At 65.6% G+C, this 14,210-nt stretch carries 19 protein-coding genes and 1 pseudogene; 11 read left to right on the forward strand and 9 right to left on the reverse strand.

What is annotated here, in order from left to right; all coding sequences use genetic code 11:
* The first annotated feature begins 124 nt into the window (after positions 1 to 124).
* Both AC6I6S_RS08925 and AC6I6S_RS08930 read left to right on the forward strand, forming a co-directional pair.
* Positions 125 to 544 (forward strand): DUF8528 domain-containing protein, encoded by a 420-nt coding sequence (locus tag AC6I6S_RS08925; RefSeq protein ID WP_497949575.1) that lies wholly within the window; start codon positions 125 to 127, stop codon positions 542 to 544.
* A 12-nt stretch (positions 545 to 556) separates the two neighbouring features.
* Positions 557 to 673, forward strand: a pseudogene (locus AC6I6S_RS08930) (hypothetical protein); the annotation flags it as partial.
* A 6-nt stretch (positions 674 to 679) separates the two neighbouring features.
* Here the strand turns inward: AC6I6S_RS08930 and hisB are convergent.
* Positions 680 to 1,267 (reverse strand): imidazoleglycerol-phosphate dehydratase HisB, encoded by a 588-nt coding sequence (gene hisB, locus AC6I6S_RS08935; RefSeq protein WP_497949576.1) that lies wholly within the window; start codon positions 1,265 to 1,267, stop codon positions 680 to 682.
* A gap of 248 nt (positions 1,268 to 1,515) precedes the next feature.
* Between hisB and AC6I6S_RS08940 the strand changes: the two genes are divergently transcribed.
* Both AC6I6S_RS08940 and AC6I6S_RS08945 read left to right on the forward strand, forming a co-directional pair.
* Positions 1,516 to 1,776, forward strand: a complete 261-nt coding sequence (locus AC6I6S_RS08940) for a DUF8028 family protein (RefSeq protein WP_497949800.1) — start codon at positions 1,516 to 1,518, stop codon at positions 1,774 to 1,776.
* Positions 1,777 to 1,861: 85 nt separating this feature from the next.
* Positions 1,862 to 3,358 (forward strand): TrkH family potassium uptake protein, encoded by a 1,497-nt coding sequence (locus AC6I6S_RS08945; RefSeq protein ID WP_497949578.1) that lies wholly within the window; start codon positions 1,862 to 1,864, stop codon positions 3,356 to 3,358.
* A gap of 78 nt (positions 3,359 to 3,436) precedes the next feature.
* On the opposite strand, the gene hisA is transcribed toward AC6I6S_RS08945, so the two are convergent.
* Complete coding sequence (gene hisA, locus AC6I6S_RS08950) at positions 3,437 to 4,171, reverse strand: 1-(5-phosphoribosyl)-5-[(5-phosphoribosylamino)methylideneamino]imidazole-4-carboxamide isomerase (RefSeq protein ID WP_497949579.1); 735 nt, start codon at positions 4,169 to 4,171, stop codon at positions 3,437 to 3,439.
* 239 nt (positions 4,172 to 4,410) lie between these two features.
* Here hisA and AC6I6S_RS08955 point away from each other — a divergent pair, with 239 nt between their 5' ends.
* The 3 genes from AC6I6S_RS08955 to AC6I6S_RS08965 all read left to right on the forward strand — a co-directional run bounded on the left by AC6I6S_RS08955 (position 4,411) and on the right by AC6I6S_RS08965 (position 7,967).
* On the forward strand, positions 4,411 to 6,213 hold the full coding sequence (locus AC6I6S_RS08955) for an SLC13 family permease (protein WP_497949801.1): 1,803 nt from the start codon (positions 4,411 to 4,413) through the stop codon (positions 6,211 to 6,213).
* A 106-nt stretch (positions 6,214 to 6,319) separates the two neighbouring features.
* On the forward strand, positions 6,320 to 7,501 hold the full coding sequence (locus tag AC6I6S_RS08960; protein WP_497949580.1) for an inorganic phosphate transporter: 1,182 nt from the start codon (positions 6,320 to 6,322) through the stop codon (positions 7,499 to 7,501).
* A gap of 37 nt (positions 7,502 to 7,538) precedes the next feature.
* Positions 7,539 to 7,967, forward strand: coding sequence for a universal stress protein (locus tag AC6I6S_RS08965; RefSeq protein ID WP_497949582.1), 429 nt, complete (start codon positions 7,539 to 7,541; stop codon positions 7,965 to 7,967).
* Positions 7,968 to 7,990: 23 nt separating this feature from the next.
* On the opposite strand, the gene AC6I6S_RS08970 is transcribed toward AC6I6S_RS08965, so the two are convergent.
* Positions 7,991 to 8,392, reverse strand: coding sequence for a hypothetical protein (locus AC6I6S_RS08970; RefSeq protein WP_497949583.1), 402 nt, complete (start codon positions 8,390 to 8,392; stop codon positions 7,991 to 7,993).
* A gap of 248 nt (positions 8,393 to 8,640) precedes the next feature.
* Here AC6I6S_RS08970 and AC6I6S_RS08975 point away from each other — a divergent pair, with 248 nt between their 5' ends.
* The 3 genes from AC6I6S_RS08975 to AC6I6S_RS08985 all read left to right on the forward strand — a co-directional run bounded on the left by AC6I6S_RS08975 (position 8,641) and on the right by AC6I6S_RS08985 (position 11,464).
* Positions 8,641 to 9,822: an inorganic phosphate transporter gene (locus AC6I6S_RS08975; protein ID WP_497949584.1), complete on the forward strand. Its 1,182-nt coding sequence runs from the start codon at positions 8,641 to 8,643 to the stop codon at positions 9,820 to 9,822.
* A gap of 147 nt (positions 9,823 to 9,969) precedes the next feature.
* Positions 9,970 to 10,359, forward strand: coding sequence for a ferredoxin Fer (gene fer, locus AC6I6S_RS08980; protein ID WP_497949585.1), 390 nt, complete (start codon positions 9,970 to 9,972; stop codon positions 10,357 to 10,359).
* Between the two features lie 91 nt (positions 10,360 to 10,450).
* Complete coding sequence (locus AC6I6S_RS08985) at positions 10,451 to 11,464, forward strand: A24 family peptidase C-terminal domain-containing protein (RefSeq protein ID WP_497949587.1); 1,014 nt, start codon at positions 10,451 to 10,453, stop codon at positions 11,462 to 11,464.
* Here the strand turns inward: AC6I6S_RS08985 and AC6I6S_RS08990 are convergent.
* The 5 genes from AC6I6S_RS08990 to AC6I6S_RS09010 all read right to left on the reverse strand — a co-directional run bounded on the left by AC6I6S_RS08990 (position 11,461) and on the right by AC6I6S_RS09010 (position 13,657).
* The gene (locus tag AC6I6S_RS08990) at positions 11,461 to 11,691 is read right to left on the reverse strand and encodes a hypothetical protein (protein ID WP_497949588.1); all 231 of its coding nucleotides are present in this window, start codon (positions 11,689 to 11,691) and stop codon (positions 11,461 to 11,463) included. The two genes, AC6I6S_RS08985 and AC6I6S_RS08990, sit on opposite strands and share 4 nt — an antisense overlap.
* Before the next feature lie 4 nt (positions 11,692 to 11,695).
* Positions 11,696 to 12,115: an HIT family protein gene (locus tag AC6I6S_RS08995; RefSeq protein WP_497949589.1), complete on the reverse strand. Its 420-nt coding sequence runs from the start codon at positions 12,113 to 12,115 to the stop codon at positions 11,696 to 11,698.
* A 100-nt stretch (positions 12,116 to 12,215) separates the two neighbouring features.
* On the reverse strand, positions 12,216 to 12,647 hold the full coding sequence (locus AC6I6S_RS09000; protein ID WP_497949591.1) for a Rieske (2Fe-2S) protein: 432 nt from the start codon (positions 12,645 to 12,647) through the stop codon (positions 12,216 to 12,218).
* Between the two features lie 90 nt (positions 12,648 to 12,737).
* A complete protein-coding gene (locus tag AC6I6S_RS09005) occupies positions 12,738 to 13,373 on the reverse strand; it encodes a uracil-DNA glycosylase (RefSeq protein WP_497949592.1) in 636 nt (211 codons plus the stop codon).
* Between the two features lie 56 nt (positions 13,374 to 13,429).
* Positions 13,430 to 13,657, reverse strand: a complete 228-nt coding sequence (locus AC6I6S_RS09010; protein ID WP_497949593.1) for a DUF7860 family protein — start codon at positions 13,655 to 13,657, stop codon at positions 13,430 to 13,432.
* Positions 13,658 to 13,753: 96 nt separating this feature from the next.
* Between AC6I6S_RS09010 and AC6I6S_RS09015 the strand changes: the two genes are divergently transcribed.
* Positions 13,754 to 13,990 carry a DUF8151 family protein gene (locus AC6I6S_RS09015; RefSeq protein ID WP_497949594.1) on the forward strand — a complete coding sequence of 79 codons (237 nt, stop codon included), beginning with the start codon at positions 13,754 to 13,756 and terminating at the stop codon, positions 13,988 to 13,990.
* On the opposite strand, the gene AC6I6S_RS09020 is transcribed toward AC6I6S_RS09015, so the two are convergent.
* Positions 13,987 to 14,133 (reverse strand): hypothetical protein, encoded by a 147-nt coding sequence (locus tag AC6I6S_RS09020; RefSeq protein ID WP_497949595.1) that lies wholly within the window; start codon positions 14,131 to 14,133, stop codon positions 13,987 to 13,989. The genes AC6I6S_RS09015 and AC6I6S_RS09020 overlap by 4 nt on opposite strands.
* Positions 14,134 to 14,210: the final 77 nt, after the last annotated feature.

Raw genomic sequence — 14,210 nt, forward strand, 5'->3', positions numbered from 1 at the left:
TTGGCCGACCATACGACCGCCGCGATATAACGTTCGGTGGTCGACGGCCGAAACCGGTTTTTCCACTGGCTCGTGCAATCGCCCGGGAGTCGGGTTTTTCACCCTCGAGCGAGAGACGGGGGGTATGCACGCCGTCGATCGCTGTGATTTCTGTGAGTCCGACGCCGTCGGGGCGTTCGAGATCGTCCCCGCCGACCTCGAGCCGACCGACGCCGAACAGCGCCGTCTCCTCCTCTGTGCGGGCTGTCGGAGTCGACTCGAGGGGGTCCTCGAGCCGCTTATCGCCCGCCTGCGCGACGGCGGTGGCTCGACAGCCGCCCCCGACGAGGCGGCTGCGACTGCCGATCGGGAGGGAGCGACCGGCCCGTCCGATAGCTCGGACGTCGCGTCCGAACCGATCGGGAACGAGCAGTCGGCTGATGACGGTGACGTGCGCCCCGGTCCGTCGGGCACCGGAACCGAGGAAGCCGACGCGCCGGAGCGAAAGCCGGAGGGCTACGGGGCAGTCATCCGCCTGCTTCGAAACCGCGCGGAGCCGATGTAGCGCGCCGCCGTCGAGGACCTGGCGGGAAGCGCCTACGAACTCGAGGCTCGCGAGGTTGATGCGGTGATCGACCACGCCCTCGACCGCGGGGATCTGCACGAGGAGAACGGCACGCTCCGCCGCCCCTGAACCGATTCAGAGGGTTCCCTTCGTACTCGGCGTTCCCTCGCGTCGCTCGTCGGTCCGCGTCGCGTCGTCGAGGCTGCGCGCCAGCGCCTTGAACAGCGCCTCGACCTCGTGGTGGGCGTTCTCGCCGTCGACCTCGAGGTGCAGCGTGAGGCCGGCGTTCATCGCGAGCGATTCGGCGAAGTGCCTGGCCATGTCGCTCGTGAACTCACCGATCCGGTCCTGTGAGAACTCGCCGTCGAAGTAACAGCGGGGGCGGCCGCTCACGTCGACGATGACTGCAGCGACGGCCTCGTCCAGGGGAACCCGCCGATCGGCGTACCTGACGATCCCCGCGCGGTCGCCCAGCGCCTCGTCGAACGCCTCACCGAGGACGATCGCGACGTCCTCGACGGTGTGGTGATCGTCGATCTCGAGGTCGCCGTCGCAGTCGACCTCGAGGTCGAACAGTCCGTGTCGAGCCAGCGCCGTCAGCATGTGATCGAAGAAGCCGATGCCCGTCTCGACGGCGGCCTCGCCGCTGCCGTCGACCGAGAGCCGACACTCGATCGTCGTCTCGGTCGTCTCGCGGGTAACCGTCGCGGTGCGATCGCTCATACCGGTAGGACGGGACCGGGGATACAAGCAAATTCCGTTCAGGGGCACGTTACCCGTTCACACAAAACTGAACTCAACGCCAATCCAATCGACGCCCTCAGAATCGGCTTTAAAACTTCTCGAGACCGTTCATCGTTTATCGGAATGTCTTTTCCACAACAGACTCTCGTAAAATGGTACGAAATAACGCCAATGTTCTGGGGGCTATATGGTCGGATAGGTGAACGTTGATGACAGACGCCCCGCCCATGTCCAACCACTCCCCGCTTTCGAACGAATCGATCGCCCCCTCCGGCGCCGACGCGGACACCCGCAGAGAACGGCGCCTCGCTCGCTCGCTCAAAGGCCCCCTCCAGTTCTGTTGTTTCTGGATCGCCATCGCGCTGCCGTTCGTGCACGTCCCCCTCCTCGCACACGGCCTCGGCGAGCTGTCGGTAACGCTCGCGTTCCTCGCGCTCCTCTGTGTGAACGTCGTCGCCCTCTACGTCGGTCACGGCTACAACCAGTAACGACCGCTGCCCTCCACCAGCAGAGACCCCTCCACGTTCCGTTCCGAACTCATTATCAACTCTCCTGAGACAGTGTGAGGTACTCGTGAGGATTCGTGTCGACTGGCGCTCGAGTTGTAGCCTCACCGGGACGGTACTGAAGTGGCTCGCCGTCCCGCTGGCAGTGCCGCTCGCGCTCGCCGTTTACGACGGGGACGCCCTCGCCCCGTTCGCCATCGCCATCGTCGTCTCCGTCGTCGCCGGACTGGGTCTCGAAACCCTGAGTGAGGACCGCGAGATCGGCCAGCGCGAGGCGTTTCTGATGGTGGCGATCACCTGGCTCGGCGTCGCGGCTGTCGGCGCGATCCCGTTCGTCGTCGCGGGAGTCGGGACGATCGCGCACCCGGTCGACGCCATGTTCGAAAGTATGAGCGGGCTCACGACGACCGGGGCCACGGTCATCGAGGACTTCGGGGCCCACTCGCGATCGATCCTCCTCTGGCGACAGCTCATCCAGTGGCTGGGTGGACTGGGAATACTGATCGTCGCCATCGGCCTGCTCTCGAACCTGATGGTCGGGGGCGCACAGCTGATGGAGACGGAAACACAGACGCAGAACGTTCGAAAACTCAGACCGCAGATCGATGAAACAGCTCGCCTCATCTGGGGACTGTACGTCGGCCTCACGGTGCTCGCGGCCGCAACGTTCTACGCGTTGCATCTCGTCGGTCTCGGGCCGAACATGGACCTCTTCAACGCCGTCGCCCACGCGCTCACCAGCGTCTCGACCGCCGGCTTCTCGCCGGAGGGCGAGAGCGTCGGCGCGTTCAGCCCGGCCGTCCAGTGGGCCGTGATGCCCTTTATGATTCTCGGGGCGACCAACTTCATCCTCCTCTACTACGTTACGCAGGGGGGGTACACGCGCCCCTTCGAGAACGAGGAGTTCCGATTTTATCTCGGCGTGCTCGCGGTCTTCGGCGGTATCGTCGTCGGTATCCTCTACGTCGATGCGACCTTCGACAGGGGCCTCGAGCCGACGATCCGTCACGGCCTGTTCAACGTCGTATCGCTCGTGACGACGACGGGATACGCCTCGACGAACTTCGATCTCTGGTCGCCCGGCGCCAAGCACATGCTCTTTCTGTGTATGTTCATCGGCGGGATGGCCGGCAGCACGACGTGTTCGATCAAGTCGTTTCGCTGGCTCGTCATCCTCAAGGGACTGCGCCGGAACCTGTTTACGGCCGTTCACCCGCGTGCGGTGCGCCCCGTCCGCCTCGGCGAGAGCGTTATCGACGAGGACACCGTCCGCGACATCTTCACCTACGTGATGCTCGCGATCATCCTCTTTTTCGCCCTCACGATCCTCATCGTCGTCGACGCGGCCCGCACCGGCAACGGCGTCTCCGAGTTCGAAGCCCTTGGCGCGGCGGCGTCGATCTTCCTCAACATCGGCCCCGCGTTCGGGATGGCGGGGCCGATGGACAACTACCACGGCTTCCCCGTCACGACTCGAGCCGTCATGGTGCTCATGATGTGGGTCGGCCGCATCGAGATCATCCCGGTACTCGTGTTGCTCACGCCGGCGTTCTGGCGGTCCTAGAACCCACTTTTCCGCCGCGTCGTCGCTCGGCTCTCGTATTGCTCGAGCCGCGCTCTCGGCCACCGACCTTTCGGCGGCTCAGTTGCCCTCAACCGATTTCTGCGCCTCTGCGAGCGAAAATCGCCCCTCGTACAGCGCGCTGCCGACCACGACCGCCGCCGCGCCCGCCTCCCGCAGTGCCCGGACGTCCTCGAGGCTCGCCACGCCGCCGCTTGCGACGATCGGGATCTCGGTCGACTCGACGAGTTCGCGGACGGGGTCGGTCGCGACGCCCTCGAGTTTCCCCTCGACGTCGACGTTCGTGAACAAGATTGCGGCGGCGCCGAGATCGGCGTAGCGCGCTGCGGCCTCGACCGGCGTGATCCCGGCGCCTTCGGTCCAGCCTTCGACGACGACCTCGCCGTCTTTCGCGTCGAGGCTGACGACCACGCTGCCGGGATGGGAGCCGCTGATCTCGGCGACGATCTCCGGGTTCTCGACGGCTGCGGTGCCAAGGATGACGCGGTCGACGCCGCGCTCGAGCAGGTCGATCGCCTCTTCGGCGGTTCGGATGCCGCCGCCGAGCTGGACGGGGACGTCGATGGCGTCCACGAGCGCGTCGATCGCCGCAGCGTTCTCGCGCTCGCCCTCGAACGCGCCGTCGAGATCGACCAGATGCAACGACTCGGCGCCGGCGTCGATCCACCGCCGAGCAGCCTCGGCGGGCTCGCCGTAGCGTTTCTCGGTGCCGCGTTCGCCCTGGACGAGCTGGACGACCTCGCCGTCGGCGACGTCGACGGCCGGAATCACCTCGAACGTCGGAAACTGACTCATACTCGAGTCGGCGTTTCCAGTCGAAATAATGCCACTGATCCGGGCGAAGCCGACCGGTTCTCGTCGCCGACGGCCGACAGCCACCCGCCCGTGAGGGTCATCACACCTATCCGCTTCCCTGTAGGTATTTACCGCCGGCCGATGAACCGATAGCGGAGAACGTGTCGACGATAGCGACGCTCGAGTTGGGTGTCAGTCTACCGCTACAGACGGCCGAGATCCCCGCGCTCTCCGCGGAGATGCTCGTCGTCTTCGCGATCATCGTCGCCGCCGTCGTCCTTTTCGTCACCCAGCCGATTCCGCTCGACGTCACCGCGCTGCTCGTGATCGTCGTTCTCGTGGTCCTCGAGCCCTGGACGACGATCTCGGCCGACCAGGGGATCGCCGGCTTCGCCAGTTCGGCGACGATCACCGTGTTGATGATGTTCATCCTGAGCGAAGGGATTCGACGGACCGGTGCGGTCCAGCTCTTAGGCGAGAGACTCGCGGCGTTCGCGGGCGGCGACGAACGACGCCAGCTCGGCTCGATCGTCGGCGTCTCGGGGCTCTCAGCCGGTTTCATCAACAATACCCCCGTCGTGGCGATCATGATCCCGGTCGCGAACGAACTCGCCGAGCGAACCGGAACCTCGCCCTCGAGGCTCCTGATTCCGCTCTCCTTCGCCTCGATGATGGGTGGGATGCTGACGCTGATCGGCACCTCGACGAACATCCTCGCCAGCGACATCATCGCCCGCGAAGAGTACCTCGGCGACGGGTTTTCGATGTTCGAGTTCACCGCCCTCGGGGCGCTCGTGCTCATCACGGGCTCGCTCTACCTCCTCGTGGCGACGCCGTACCTGCTTCCCGAACGGATCAAACCCCGGGACGAGCTGACCAGCGAGTTCGAGCTGACCTCGTACCTGACGGAGGTGGTCGTTCCCGAGGGATCGCCGCTGGTCGACGACACCGTTCGAGAGGCGCTCGCCGACCTCGAGGTCGACCTCGAGGCGGTGACGCTCATCCGCGGTGAGGACGCCTTCGGCGCCTCGATCGCCGAGAAGTCGCTGCGCGAGGGGGACGTGCTGGTCGTTCGGACGGCCCGTCAGGCCGTCATCGATCTCACCGACGTCGAGGGAGTCGACCTCCTGCCGCAGACGACCGTCTCGGACGCGGATCTCGAGGTCGACGAGACCGAGCGGTCGACCCCCCAGGTGCTGGCGGAGGTGATCGTCGCTCCGGACGGCGATCTGGTCGACGAGACGCTTGCGAGTTCGGCGTTTCGACAGCGGTACGACGCGACGGTACTGGCGGTCCGCCGCGGTGCGGAACTCGTCCACACGCGGATGGATCAGCGCCGACTTCGCGGCGGCGACACGCTGCTCGTCCAGGCCAGTCGCGACGCGCTCGACCGGCTGGGAACCGACCGCAACGTCATCGTTGCCCAGGAGTTCACCCGGCCGACCTACCGCTGGTCGAAGCTGCCGGTCGCGCTGGCGATTATTGCGGGCGTCGTCGGCGTGGCGGCCCTCGAACTCTTTCCGATTCTCATCACGTCGATCGCGGGGGCGGTCGCGATGATCGTCACGGGCGTGCTCAAGCCGACGGAGTTGTACGACGCGGTTGACTGGAGCGTAATCTTCCTGCTCGCGGGGCTGATCCCGCTGGGGGTCGCGATGGAGCAGACCGGCGCGGCGGCCTTCCTCGCGGGGAACGCCGTGCTCGGCGTCGGTGGGCTCCACATCGTGCTCGTTCTCGGATTGTTTTACCTGTTCACCGCGATCCTCACGGAGTTGCTCTCGAACAACGCGAGCGTCGTGTTGATGATCCCGGTTGCGTTCGACGTCGCCGCCCGGTTGGGTGCGAACGAGTTCGCGTTCGTCCTCGCGGTCACCTTCGCCGCGAGCACGCCGCTGCTCTCGCCGGTCGGCTACCAGACGAACCTGATGGTGTACGGCCCCGGCGGCTACGAGTTCACCGACTTCGCGCGCCTCGGTGCGCCGCTACAGTTGATCCTGACGGTGGTGACCACCCTCGGTATCGTCGCGATCTGGGGCGTTTGACTACTGGTGACGTCCTCGAGACGCTCGAGAAAAACGACACGAACGATCCCGATCGACAGGCGGCGCTGGCGCAACTTATTTCGGTCGTATTACCGTCCTACCGGATATGGACCTCGCTACCGTTCTTCTGGTGGGAATTATCGCCTCGATTTTCGTCGGGTTCAATATCGGAGGATCCTCCACGGGGATCACGTGGGGCCCCTCCGTCGGCGCAGGAATTGTAAAAAAGACGACGGCAGCAGCGGTGATGACGTTCTTCGTCTTCTTCGGCGGCTGGACCGTCGGTCGAAACGTGATGGACACGCTCAGCGAGGGCATAATCACGACCGAACTCACGCTGAGCGCGGGCGTTGCTGTGCTCTTTTTCATTGGAATAGGAATTCTCATCGCCAACATTTTCGGTGTCCCCGTTCCAACGTCGATGACCACCGTTGGGGCGATCGCTGGACTCGGTTTGGCGACCGACACGCTCAACTACGCGACGATTGCGGAGATTATCTCCTGGTGGGTCGTTACGCCGATAATCGGCTTCTGGATCGGCGCGATCATCGGCCGTTACATCTACGCGACGGTCAACGAACGGGTGCAGATCAAAAAATCCGAGGGGCCGTTGCTGGCCCTCGATCGCGGCGGTGGGGTTCCGAAACCGACGCTGGGACCGAACACGACGCGACGAGAACTCCTCACCACGGTGGCGGTCATCGTCATCGGCTGTTACATGGCGTTCAGCGCGGGCGCGAGCAACGTCCCGAACGCCGCCGCACCGCTGGTCGGTGGCGCTGGCGGATTGGACCGCGACATCGCGATCATAGTCGCGACGCTGGCGATCGGTCTCGGCGGCTTCACCATCGCCCGCCGGACGATGGACTCGGTCGGGGGCGAACTCAGCGACATCCCGCTGCTCGCGGCGCTGTTCGTTATGGTGACCGCCTCGACGATCACAACCGCGCTCTCCTACATCGGGATCCCGATCAGTCTCGTGATGGCGACGGTGATGACTATCGTTGGGATCGGCTGGGGGCGGGCAACCCGCCCGATCACGGCCCGCGAGGCGATCACTGGCGAGTCGGGGGACACCGAGATCGCGATCGGCGCGATCACCGCCGAGGAGATGGAGGGCGAACCGTCGCCGCCGATCGGCGAGGAAGAACCCGAGGAGGTGCTCCACGCGGGCGATCTCTTCAACCCGCGGGCCGTCATCAAGTACGTCTCGATGTGGATCATCGGCCCGTCGATGTCGACGCTCCTCGCCTACGGGTTCTTTACGATCGTTCCGGGCGTCGCCTGACTGGACACTTACCTTCCTGGCTCCCGTAACAGAGTGTATGCTCTCACGGGTCCTCGTTCCAATGGACGACTCTGAGCAGGCCGGCCACGCCCTCGAGTACGCCCTCGACAACCATCCCGACGCCGGTATCACGGTGTTGCACGTCGTCGGCGTTCCCTCGATGATGATGGGTGAGGCGGTCGGTCTCACCCTCGAGGACGACCTCGAGGAAGCCGCCGACAGACGGGCCGAACCCGTCCTCGAGCGCGCTCGAGCGATCGCCGCCGACCGGAACCGCGAGATAGCCACGGTCGTCGGGATCGGCCACCCTGCACGAAACATCATCGACCGCGCCGACGACTACGACGCAGTCGTTCTCGGGAGCCACGGCGACGATTGGGCGGACGCGACACGCCGCTTTCTCGTCGGAAACATCGCGGAGACGGTCGTCCGTCGAGCACCGGTCCCCGTCGTGATCGTCCGCTAGTGACCCGCTCGAGGACGTCGCCCTTACGCTTCCCCGTCGTCCGTCTCTGTTCGTCCGTCGTCGTCCTTCGACTCCTCGATCAGTTCCTCGACTTGCTCCTCCCGCGGGCGGCGGTTGACGCGTTCGTCGACGGCCTCGACCCGGGCCTGGACGGGTTCCATCTGGCGCTCGACGGACTCTTCGACTCTCTGGCCGACTTGCTGTTCGACGGTTTCCTCGACCGTCTCCCGGACGGTCTGGGTCATCCAGTCCGGATCGAACCGGGCCATCTTCCAGACGACGTGAAGGACGTAGGCGGAGAAGACGCCCACTCCGAACGCGATTCCGATACCGAACTCGAGTCTCCAGATAAGTGCGATCGCGAGGACGATCAGCGCTCCGTACGCCAGATCAACGGCCGCGTCGACGCGAACCGGGTTCAGCATCGGTGACGATCACCCAGGTGGTCGGTTCGGAGAGGTTCCCGTCTCGTGGACATGCTACTGTCCCGTACGGTGGTGGCGGTTGAAATTCTTTGGCTGGCAGCAGTCGAACGCGGATACCATCTTCGGGCGAACGATCGCTCGCGATTCCCGTCCGCTCTCTCGAGCGTCACCGGCTCCGACCCGGGAAAGACAGACCGCCCCGGCGGAAATACGCGCGTTTTTACCGTCCGATCGTGTGAGTTCCATGCGTGACGGAAGTACTGCTCGTCGTTGGCGTTCTCGTCGCTATCTTCGTCGGCTACAACATCGGTGGCGCGACGACGGGCCCGGCGTTCGGCCCCGGCGTCGGGGCCAACGTCATCAGCAAGATCGTCGCTGCGGCGCTGATGTCGCTGTTTTTCTTTCTCGGTGCGATCACGATCGGCCCGCAGGTCGTCGACACGCTCGGCAACGAACTCGTCCACGACACCAGCGTGTTCACCCTCGAGGCCAACGTGACCGTCCTCTTTTTCATCGGCGGGGCGCTGTTTCTCGGCAACTACGCGGGCGTCCCCGCCTCGACGTCGATGACCGCCGTCGGCGCGATCGCCGCGCTGGGGTTGGCAGCGGGCGAACTCAACCTCGAGGTGCTCGGGACGATCGTCATCTGGTGGTTCGTCGCCCCGATCATCGGCTTCTGGGTGTCGGGCGTGATCGGCCGGTACTTCTACCCGCAGATCAACGCCTGGGTCGCGCTCGACCAGGACCGCGAGGGCGAACCGATGGTCTCGTTCGACCGCACCACGCTGATTCCGCGGCTTTCGATCAACGCCGGAGCCAGCCGACGCGAGTACACCGGCGCGGCCGTCGTCGTCGGGATCGGCTGTCTGATGGGCTTTTCCTCGGGAACGAGCAACATCGCGAACGCGATCGCGCCGATCTACGCGACCGGCGACATCGAGATGATCCCCCTGATCCTCATCGGCTCGGCGGCGGTCGCCATTGGCGCGTTCACGATCGCCAGACGAACCCTCGACACGCTCGGCAACGACATCACGAACCTGCCGCTGACGGCAGCGATCGTCGTCGCGGTCGTGAGCTCCGGGATCGTCATCGCGCTCTCCTGGATCGGTATTCCGGCCAGCTTCGTCGTCATCGCGACGATGAGTATCGTCGGCCTCGGCTGGGGTCGGGCGACCCGGACGACGACCATCTCCGACGCCGCCCGCGGGGAGGAGACGCCGGTGTCCGTCGGGGCGCTCACGGCCGACGAGGAGGGAGAGCCTTCTCCGGCGATCGGCGAGGAAGATACCGACGACATTCCCTCCGCTTCGGATCTCTTCGACCCCTCGACGACGGCGCGCGTGATCCTCATGCAGAACGTCGTTCCGGTCATCTCGACCGTCGGGGCGTTTCTCACCTTCCGATTCATCCCCCTGTTCGGGTTCTGAACGGGAGATCGTCCCGCACACGCTCGAGCGTCGGCCGCCAGCTATCGCCAGCGGGCCAGCAGCCGCCGGATTCAGTACACCTCGCGTGAAAGACCATTGAGGACCGAACAGCAAGGTATACCAGTGCGGGCGTCGAAACGGCGACTGATGCCCACGGTAGAATACCTCAACTACGAAGTACTGGATGACCAGGGCTGGGAAATGGACGACGACGACCTCTTCGAGAAGGCCGCCGACGCCGGCTTCGACGAGGAGGACTACGGCTCCCTCGACGTCAACGAGAGCGAGTACATCCTCGAGGCTGCCGAGGCCCAGGGCTACGACTGGCCCTTCTCCTGCCGTGCAGGCGCGTGTGCGAACTGTGCCGCCATCGTTACGGAGGGCGAAATCGAGATGGACATGCAGCAGATTCTTTCGGACGAGGAGGTCGAGGACAAGAACGTCCGCCTGACCTGCATCGGTTCACCGGCAACCGACGAGGTCCAGATCGTCTACAACGCCAAACACCTCGACTACCTGCAGAACCGCGTCATCTAACGCGACCTGCGCTTTTTCGATTGTCCCGGTCTCGAGCTGGCGCGCTCTCCCGGCCGAAAGCGTCATCATCCCCCGCTCGTGAGAGGTTCGTGTGACACTCTCGGCCGGTCTGGCGACGACCCCGGATCTCCTGCGGCTCCTCGTCGTTCCCGTCTTCGCCTGGGCGGCGGTTCGAGACGTCAAGACACGCCGAATCACGGCCATCCTCTGGGTCCCGCTCGGGATCCTCGGGGCACTCTTGCTCGTCTGGGACGGCTGGCTCGCCGCCGAGGCCGGTGGCTACGCCTGGAGCCACGGCTTTCTGATCCCCGCCGCGATCAGCCTCGGGTTCGTCGTCCCGCTCTCCTATCTGTTCTGGTGGTTCGGCGGCTTCGGCGGCGCCGACGCGAAGGCGCTCATGGTGCTCGCGCTGTTGTTCCCGACAGCACCGTTCTACGCCGCCGCCGGCTGGACGTTTCCGCTGACGGTCCACCCGCTCGGCGAGGCGGGGGCGTTCTCGCTTTCGATCCTGACGAATGCCGTCGTCATCGGCGCCGTTATTCCGGTCGCGCTGGCGATCCGCAACGCGCTCGCCGGGCGGATCGAACCCGTGATGTTCGTCGGCTGGCCCGTCTCCTGGAGGCGTCTCCCCGAAACCCACGGCCGGCTGCTCGAGACGCCGACCGGTCGGACCAGAAGCGGCCTCGACCTGGACGCGATGCGGATGTACCTCCGCTGGCGAGGGCTGTCGCTCTCGGAACTCCGGGAGGGTGCCGACCGGTACCGCGACCCTGCGACCCTCCCCGCACGCCCGAACCCGCCGACCGACGGCGCGGTCGACGCCGCGGAACCGATCGGCGACGGCGGGACGGCCGAGGCCGCTTCTCTCGAGACCCGCGCGGAAACCGGCTCGCTCGAGGATCCCTGGGGGGCCGAGGCGTTCCTCGAGTCGATCGACGGCACCGCCTACGGCACCTCGCCCGAGACGCTGCGGGAAGGGCTCGAAGTCGCGACCACCGAGGAGACCGTCTGGATCTCGCCGGGAACGCCGTTTCTCGTGCCGGTGTTTCTGGGGCTGGTGGTCGCGCTCGTCTACGGCGATCTGCTGTTCGGCGTTCTGTTTTAGTCCGCAACTCGCTGGTAGAGCGGAACCGCCACCGTCCAGAGGAGGACGACCACGGTTCCCAGACCGATCAGGAGGAGCCAGGGGCCCTCGAGGCCGGTCGGCGGACCGCTCGCCAGGGCGACGATCGTTCCGACGAACAGCACCACGCAGGCGGCGAGCGTTCCGAACTCGAGGGCCGCAGCGATGGGGTGGGCGCGCAGGTCGGCGACGAGGTCGGCCAGCGCCATCCGATCAGGCTCGCGATTCGATCCCGTCGGCGATCTCGTCGAGTTCGTCGTCGTCGAGATCCGGCGTTTCCCCGGCGATGGCGTGGATCGGACCGCCACCGTCGCCCGAAAATCGCGGGATGATGTGACAGTGGACGTGGGGAACCTCCTGGCCGGCTTCCTCGCCGTTGTTGAACGCGACGGTCGTCGCGTCGGCGTCGACCGCCGCCTCGACGGCGGGTACCAGCCGGTGGATCGTCGCGTACAGGTCCGTCGCGACGTCGTCGGGAACGTCGTTCAGCCGCTCGTACTCGTCCTTCGGGATCACCAGGGTGTGTCCCGGCGCGAGCGGGTTCGCGTCCAGAAAGGCGAACGTCGTCTCGTCCTCGTAGACGGCTCGAGCGGGGATCTCGCCGTCGACGATCTGGCTGAATATCGTACTCATACGCCACTGTGTGTCGTCCCGCGCCAAGAAGGTTGCCCGAGCGCGACCGCCATTCGAACGGCCCAAGCGGCCGAGAGCGGCGACGGAGGGCTCGAGCCCGCTAAAACTGCAGGTGAGAGGTCGATCCCGGCGCGTCGTCGTCCTCGTCGTCGCTGACCCCGCCGTCTCCGAGGTAGGAGACCGAGTCGTCGGTCAAGTACACCTGGTCGTCCTCGACGGTCGTCTCGACGGAAACGAGGGTCGTCTTCGCCGCGTCGCCGTTGTCGCAGTAGCCCGAGCAGGTGTCGAACGTCGAGCCGTGTTTCGGACAGACGATCTCGCCGTCGCGGAAGACGGCGCCGACGCCCTCCCGGTGAAGCGCCTGGGCCTCGTGCGTACAGCGGTTGACCCAGGCCTCGACGGGTTCGCCCTCGCCAGCGCAGGGGACGAGGATCACCTCCTCGCGGTTGCCGCGAGCGTCTCGAACGGTGAACAGCCAGGACCCCTCCTCGAGTACGGTGTCGACGTCTGTCAGGCGATAGCGGACGGCCATACACCGGCTTGGAATAGCTGGAACTTAGTCGCCGCGACTTCTGGCAGTACAGGACCCACCGCTCGCGCGAACCGTCACCCGCACGACTCGTTACTCGCACAGTTCGTCGAGCATCGCCCCGATCGCCTCGAGATACGCCGCGGGCTCGTACCCCAGCCGCTCGATCCAGACGTCCTGATAGGAGGGGTGGAGAATCGGCAGCAGCCACGTCTCGAGTCGTTCGCAGCGAACGGGCTCGAGGACGCCGTCGATGAAGCCCTCGAGTTCCCGACTCTCGGCTGCGAGCACGCTCGCGGTGGCGTGTTTCCCGGTCGCGAGCGCGACGGCGGGGTCGACGGTTTCGATCTCGGTCAGCAGGTGGGTGCGGCAGTTCGTCCGCTCCGTGTCGGTGGGTTCGCGGTTGCTCGAGGGGTCGTCAGGGTCGGCAGGATAGCACTTCACCGCGTTCGTGTAGTAGGCTCGCTCGTCGTAGCCGATTTCCGCGAGCATCCGGCGAATGCGCCGCCCGGAGTGTCTCGAGGTGTAGGCCTTGCCGGTCCAGTTGCCGCCCTGCCAGCGTTCCGCACCCGGGTTTCCGGGGCCGGGGGCCTCGCCGATCACCAGCACATCGGCCTCGAGTGGGCCGGTCCCCCAGGAGATGCACTCGCGGTTCTCGGCGAGGGCGGGACAGCGCCGACAGTCGGCCTCGAGAACGTGTCTCGAGTCTGGAAACGGCGGGTCGGACACGCTCGAAAACTGGGGCGGGACGCCCTTAGCCTGTCCGATCGTCGACGAGCCCGGTTTCACTCCGTGAGCGGCAGGACGATCCCGAAGACGATCACCGAGAACAGCGCGACGAGGATACCGAGCGCCTCGAGGTCGAACAGGAGGAAGTCGAGCCAGCCGGGTACCGGCTCGAAGTAGGCGTGGCTGATCACCGCACCGATCGCACCGACGAGGAACATGGTCACGCCGAGTCCGAACCCGAGTTTGGTGAGTCGCGGGTAGTCAAGATTTCCGTACCGTTGCATGGCTACTCTATCGAATCGGAGATAGAAAAACGTGTTGTCACATCGGTAGTGTTGAGACAGACAAGTTTACATTTGTCCACCTCCGTACTGGTTGGTATGAGATCGATCGGCCCGGAACTGTTCGTCGAACTGCTCCCGATCGCGCTGTACTCCGTTCTCGCGGCCGTCCTGACCGCAGGGGGTCTCGCAGCGGAGTACGCGAGCCTCCAGCACCTCGGCAGCGGCGACGCCCTCGTCGCCCTCTGGCTCGCGGCTCTCGGCGGTGTCATGCTCTACGCGGGCGTGTACGGCCTCGGCTATCAGAAGCTCCTCTCGCGAGTCGTCTCGAACTAACCCTGCTCTGCGATCACCGTCGCGTCGTGGACGAGTTTTACTAGCAGTGCGAGCACGCCGCCGTAGTAAACCGCGTAGCCGACACCGCTGGTGAGCGTGAGTACACTCGCGTAAAGCGCGTGGACGACTCCCGGGAACTGCACCCACCCCGGCCCCAGCGGCCGCCGTGCCGGCCATCCACCAGCCGAGTACGACCACGACGACGAGTTTCAGCACCTCC

It is taken from the genome of Natrononativus sp. DTA114 (assembly GCF_059736515.1).

Coding starts and splice junctions, on each gene's coding strand:
- AC6I6S_RS08925 (WP_497949575.1), top strand. CDS start 125: ATGCACGCCGTCGATCGCTGTGATTTCTGTGAGTCCGACGCCGTCGGG.
- hisB (WP_497949576.1), bottom strand. CDS start 1,267: ATGAGCGATCGCACCGCGACGGTTACCCGCGAGACGACCGAGACGACG.
- AC6I6S_RS08940 (WP_497949800.1), top strand. CDS start 1,516: ATGTCCAACCACTCCCCGCTTTCGAACGAATCGATCGCCCCCTCCGGC.
- hisA (WP_497949579.1), bottom strand. CDS start 4,171: ATGAGTCAGTTTCCGACGTTCGAGGTGATTCCGGCCGTCGACGTCGCC.
- AC6I6S_RS08955 (WP_497949801.1), top strand. CDS start 4,411: ATGCTCGTCGTCTTCGCGATCATCGTCGCCGCCGTCGTCCTTTTCGTC.
- AC6I6S_RS08960 (WP_497949580.1), top strand. CDS start 6,320: ATGGACCTCGCTACCGTTCTTCTGGTGGGAATTATCGCCTCGATTTTC.
- AC6I6S_RS08965 (WP_497949582.1), top strand. CDS start 7,539: ATGCTCTCACGGGTCCTCGTTCCAATGGACGACTCTGAGCAGGCCGGC.
- AC6I6S_RS08970 (WP_497949583.1), bottom strand. CDS start 8,392: ATGCTGAACCCGGTTCGCGTCGACGCGGCCGTTGATCTGGCGTACGGA.
- fer (WP_497949585.1), top strand. CDS start 9,970: ATGCCCACGGTAGAATACCTCAACTACGAAGTACTGGATGACCAGGGC.
- AC6I6S_RS08990 (WP_497949588.1), bottom strand. CDS start 11,691: ATGGCGCTGGCCGACCTCGTCGCCGACCTGCGCGCCCACCCCATCGCT.
- AC6I6S_RS08995 (WP_497949589.1), bottom strand. CDS start 12,115: ATGAGTACGATATTCAGCCAGATCGTCGACGGCGAGATCCCCGCTCGA.
- AC6I6S_RS09000 (WP_497949591.1), bottom strand. CDS start 12,647: ATGGCCGTCCGCTATCGCCTGACAGACGTCGACACCGTACTCGAGGAG.
- AC6I6S_RS09010 (WP_497949593.1), bottom strand. CDS start 13,657: ATGCAACGGTACGGAAATCTTGACTACCCGCGACTCACCAAACTCGGG.
- AC6I6S_RS09015 (WP_497949594.1), top strand. CDS start 13,754: ATGAGATCGATCGGCCCGGAACTGTTCGTCGAACTGCTCCCGATCGCG.